The sequence below is a fragment of the Romboutsia sp. MSSM.1001216sp_RTP31141st1_G3_RTP31141_220114 genome, assembly GCF_039031195.1.
GTDB lineage: Bacteria > Bacillota > Clostridia > Peptostreptococcales > Peptostreptococcaceae > Romboutsia_C > Romboutsia_C hominis.
Genome location: NZ_JBCIUO010000042.1, coordinates 1 through 4,131 on the forward strand (window position 1 = coordinate 1; position 4,131 = coordinate 4,131).

The following is a 4,131-nucleotide window of genomic DNA, read 5'->3' on the forward strand; positions in this document are numbered from 1 at the left end:
ACTATAGGTACCCCAGAAATTTTATATCTAGCCATTATATCATCTGCATCTTGTATACAATGGTCTTTTGATAAGTAGAAAGGATCTACTATTACACCACTTTCACTTCTCTTTACTTTATCAACCTCTAATGCTTGTTCTTCTATTGACATATTTTTGTGTATTATTCCTATTCCACCTTGTCTAGCCATAGATATAGCCATTTTAGATTCAGTAACAGTATCCATTCCTGCACTCATTAGAGGAATATTTAATTTTATTTCTTTAGTTAAATAAGTCTCTAATTTAACATCTTTAGGTAATACCTCAGATTTTTGAGGAACTAATAAAACATCATCAAAAGTTAAGCCTTCTTTTAGTATAGTTGCCATGGTAGTTCTCCTCCCTTTATTTTTTATTTATACGAATTTTATTTCCATTTTTTTAATCATTTATTCGTGTTATAAATGTATACAAAAAAACCTGCATAATAACTTCATCTTACTTCTCATAAAAGTGAAATTACTATACAGGTTTCCAAAATATCTGTTCTAGCCAACCTGTAAGGATTTTAATCAGCCTACAAGTTTACTTTATATGATATTCTGTGATAATAATTTCACTCATAGTCAAGATATTTACGGTATCTCGGTAGAAACTCTCAGACCATATTTCTGAGTATATACGAGTGATGGTATGTATTCATTTATAAATAATTTCTTTAGGTTAAATCCTAATTTATCAAAATTTATTATTTATGTCAATATCTTTATATTAAATTCTTTATATATAATATTGTTAATTTCTAGAAGAATTTTTGTAAACGATATCCCGTAATTATCTGCTATTTTTATGCAATCTTCATACTCAGGTGTTACTTTTATTAAATTTCCTTTGTAGTACCCAAGCTTTACAGATACTTTACCATAAATAGTTTCGATTTTGCGAAATTCTCTTTTTAATGTCACTCTATCATACTTAGAATATCTTACTCCAAAAGTAGATGTTTCTTTTAGTAAATGTTCGGTTATTTTTTCTAAATCATCTTCTTTACATATAACCGATAATTTTACTGCTGGTCTATTCTTCTTCATATATATACTCTCAGTATATATATCTAGAGCTCCTTCTTGTAATATTTTATTGTATAAGTGCGAATATATCTCTGATGACATGTCGTCAATATTAGTAGTTATTTCATATACTATTTCCTGTTTTTTTTTATACCTAAAATACTTCTTAGCATATTTGGTACTTCAAACTTCTTATATCCTATTCCATACCCTACTTTATTCACTTCAAACTCTATATCATCTACAAACTCATTACATAATGCCTTTATTATACCTGCTCCTGTTGGAGTTGTGCATTCTCCTTTTACGTTATTTAACTTAACTGGTACACCTTTTAATATTTCTAATGTTGCTGGCGCTGGTACTGGCATAACACCATGGTCGCATTTTACAAATCCTGACCCAAGAGGAACAGTACTTGAATATATCTTATCTATACAAAGTAGATCTATTAAAATACATGAACCTACTATATCAACTATAGAATCTATTGCTCCCACTTCATGAAAATGTATTTTATCTATAGTCGTCCCATGTACTTTAGCCTCAGCTTCACCTATTACAAGAAATACTTTCTTAGCCATTTCTTTTACCTTATCACTTAAGTAACTAGAATCTATAATTTCAAATATATCTACTAGATTCCTATGTGGATTATTTTCTTTAGTTATAACATCTACATTCGTTCCAAGTATTCCACTTTCATTTTTAGGTGTAATCTTAATTTCAAATTCTTCTTTTATATTTAGTTTATTAATTTCTTCTAAGAATATTTCTTTAGGCACCCCTAAATCTAACAAACTTGATATGGTCATATCTCCTGAAATACCATTAACCAAGTCTAAATAAAGTATTCTTTCTCCCATAATACAACTCCTTGACGTTAATTGCCGTTTTTAATCTAATTTATTTATCATAGATGCCAAGTATCCTGCACCAAATCCATTGTCTATGTTTACTACTGATATTCCAGATGCACAACTATTTAACATAGTTAAAAGAGCTGATAAGCCATTAAAGTTTGCACCATACCCAACTGAAGTTGGAACTGCTACAACTGGTACATCTACAAGTCCTCCTACTACACTAGGTAAAGCACCTTCCATGCCAGCAACTACTACTATTACCCTTGCACTCTGTAACTCTTCTGTCCTATATAACAGTCTATGTATTCCTGCCACACCTACATCATATATTCTCCCAACATCATTACCTAAGAACTTAGCAGTATGATATACTTCATCTGCTACTGGTATATCAGAAGTTCCACCTGTAACAACTAATATTTTTCCTTTTCCCTTATTTTCTATAGGATGATTGTTTATCGTTAGGATCTTGCATGTTTTATCATATTCACAATTATCATATATAGATTTGATTTTCTCATATGTTTCTAATCTACATCTAGTACCTAATATGTTAGATCCTTTTTCATACATCTTTTCTATAATACCTATTATTTGCTCATCATTTTTACCTTCACAGTAAATGACTTCTGGGTATCCATTTCTTATTTGCCTGTGATGATCTATATTGGCATACCCTAAATCTTCATAGGGTAGCTTTTTTAACTTATCTAACGCTTCTTCTATGTCTATATTATCATTTTTAAACTCACTTAATAACTCCCTTAAGTCCATAAACTACCCCTTTCACTTTATAATTTATACTTTAAATTATAGCCCTATATATATTATTTTTCCATAATTATAATTCGTTCATTTGTTGTTATTTTTCATCCAAAATAAGAACTATTATATTTAGCTCTCCATGTTAAATCGATTCAATTATTTTATTTATAGAATCAAAATTTATTTCCATTATCAAAGTACTTTCTTCTTTCTCGGTTATCAATCTGACTTAAATAAAGACTGTTGTGTAATACATAATCCTAATTTTGTGTATGATGAAGATTGTATTCATAACCTACTTCATTTTAAATTATTTAATTTATCATTTTTATATGTGCTCATTTCTATTTCAAGCTAATTTGATTATTAATATCTTTACTATTTACTCATTTGTAATCTATTGAATTTGATTATATAATGTACTTGTATATATATATATCTAAAGAAATGAGGTTTTTTATGAATACATCTAAATTATTTACAATAAAATCAGACCTGAATAAAAAAGATTATAGATATTTTCTGTACATATCAACATTTTTCAAAGATAAATTTGCTATTTTCAAGATGATTTTATTGCTTTTTTCTATATCTATGTTTTGTATATATAGTGAAGGCTCTTTCTCTTTAAAAAGTTTCTTTATTATATTTATATTATTATCATTTATATTTGTATCTCTGATACTTATTCGTATTGAATCAAGAATTAATAAAAGGATTAAAACTGATGCTACTGGGATATTTAATACTCAAGAAACATTAGATTTTTATAATGATTTTATAGTAGTTAATAATTCAGTATTTGAAGGTGAAATAAAGATTAAATATAACCAGATTTATAAAATATTTGAGTCTAATCATTACTTTATTACTTATTTTAATATTAATCAAGCTACATTAATAAATAAAACAAATCTAGATACTGATACTATAAATAATTTAAGAAATCTATATAAAGATAATTTAAAGGATAAATACATAAATCTAAAAATCTAGCATACATACACTTTACACATATAGTTCATTGGAAATAAAAATTTAATTAGCAAAAAGCTACCTCAATATTGAGGTAGCTTTTCATATTTTTGTAAATTATATTTACATCATTCCTGGCATTGCTCCACCCATTCCTGGCATTGGAGTATCACTTTCTGGAAGGTCTGCAACAGCAGCCTCAGTAGTTAAAAATACTCCAGCTATAGAAGAAGCATTTTGTAATGCACTTCTAGTAACTTTAGTTGGGTCAACTATACCAGTTTCTATCATATTTACATATCTTTCATTTAAAGCATCAAATCCGACTTCAGCTTCTTCATTTATTACTTTTTGTATTATTACAGCACCTTCAAGACCTGCATTTATAGCTATTTGTCTTAATGGCTCTTCTAATGATTTTCTTATTATCTTAGCACCTAATTGTACTTCACCTTCTAGTGTCTCTATTAACT

General features: G+C 27.8%; 6 protein-coding genes and 1 riboswitch. Of the genes, 1 reads left to right on the plus strand and 5 read right to left on the minus strand.

Annotated features, from left to right (window positions below; genetic code table 11):
• The 4 genes from ABCP60_RS15690 to larB form a co-directional block, all read right to left on the minus strand.
• The coding region (locus ABCP60_RS15690; RefSeq protein WP_343102162.1) for an IMP dehydrogenase at positions 1 to 371 on the minus strand (371 nt) is incomplete at its 3' end.
• 214 nt (positions 372 to 585) lie between these two features.
• Positions 586 to 687: riboswitch (purine riboswitch) on the minus strand.
• 47 nt (positions 688 to 734) lie between these two features.
• Entirely contained in the window at positions 735 to 1,154 is a 420-nt protein-coding gene (gene larC / locus ABCP60_RS15695; RefSeq protein WP_092922019.1) for a nickel insertion protein, read from the minus strand.
• Between the two features lie 29 nt (positions 1,155 to 1,183).
• On the minus strand, positions 1,184 to 1,918 hold the full coding sequence (locus ABCP60_RS15700) for a LarC family nickel insertion protein (RefSeq protein WP_195581666.1): 735 nt from the start codon (positions 1,916 to 1,918) through the stop codon (positions 1,184 to 1,186).
• Between the two features lie 30 nt (positions 1,919 to 1,948).
• Entirely contained in the window at positions 1,949 to 2,692 is a 744-nt protein-coding gene (larB, locus tag ABCP60_RS15705) for a nickel pincer cofactor biosynthesis protein LarB (protein WP_343102163.1), read from the minus strand.
• A gap of 450 nt (positions 2,693 to 3,142) precedes the next feature.
• Between larB and ABCP60_RS15710 the strand changes: the two genes are divergently transcribed.
• Complete coding sequence (locus ABCP60_RS15710; RefSeq protein WP_195581665.1) at positions 3,143 to 3,679, plus strand: hypothetical protein; 537 nt, start codon at positions 3,143 to 3,145, stop codon at positions 3,677 to 3,679.
• A gap of 102 nt (positions 3,680 to 3,781) precedes the next feature.
• Here the strand turns inward: ABCP60_RS15710 and ABCP60_RS15715 are convergent.
• A partial coding sequence (locus tag ABCP60_RS15715) for a TCP-1/cpn60 chaperonin family protein (protein WP_343102164.1) occupies positions 3,782 to 4,131 on the minus strand: 350 nt, incomplete at its 5' end.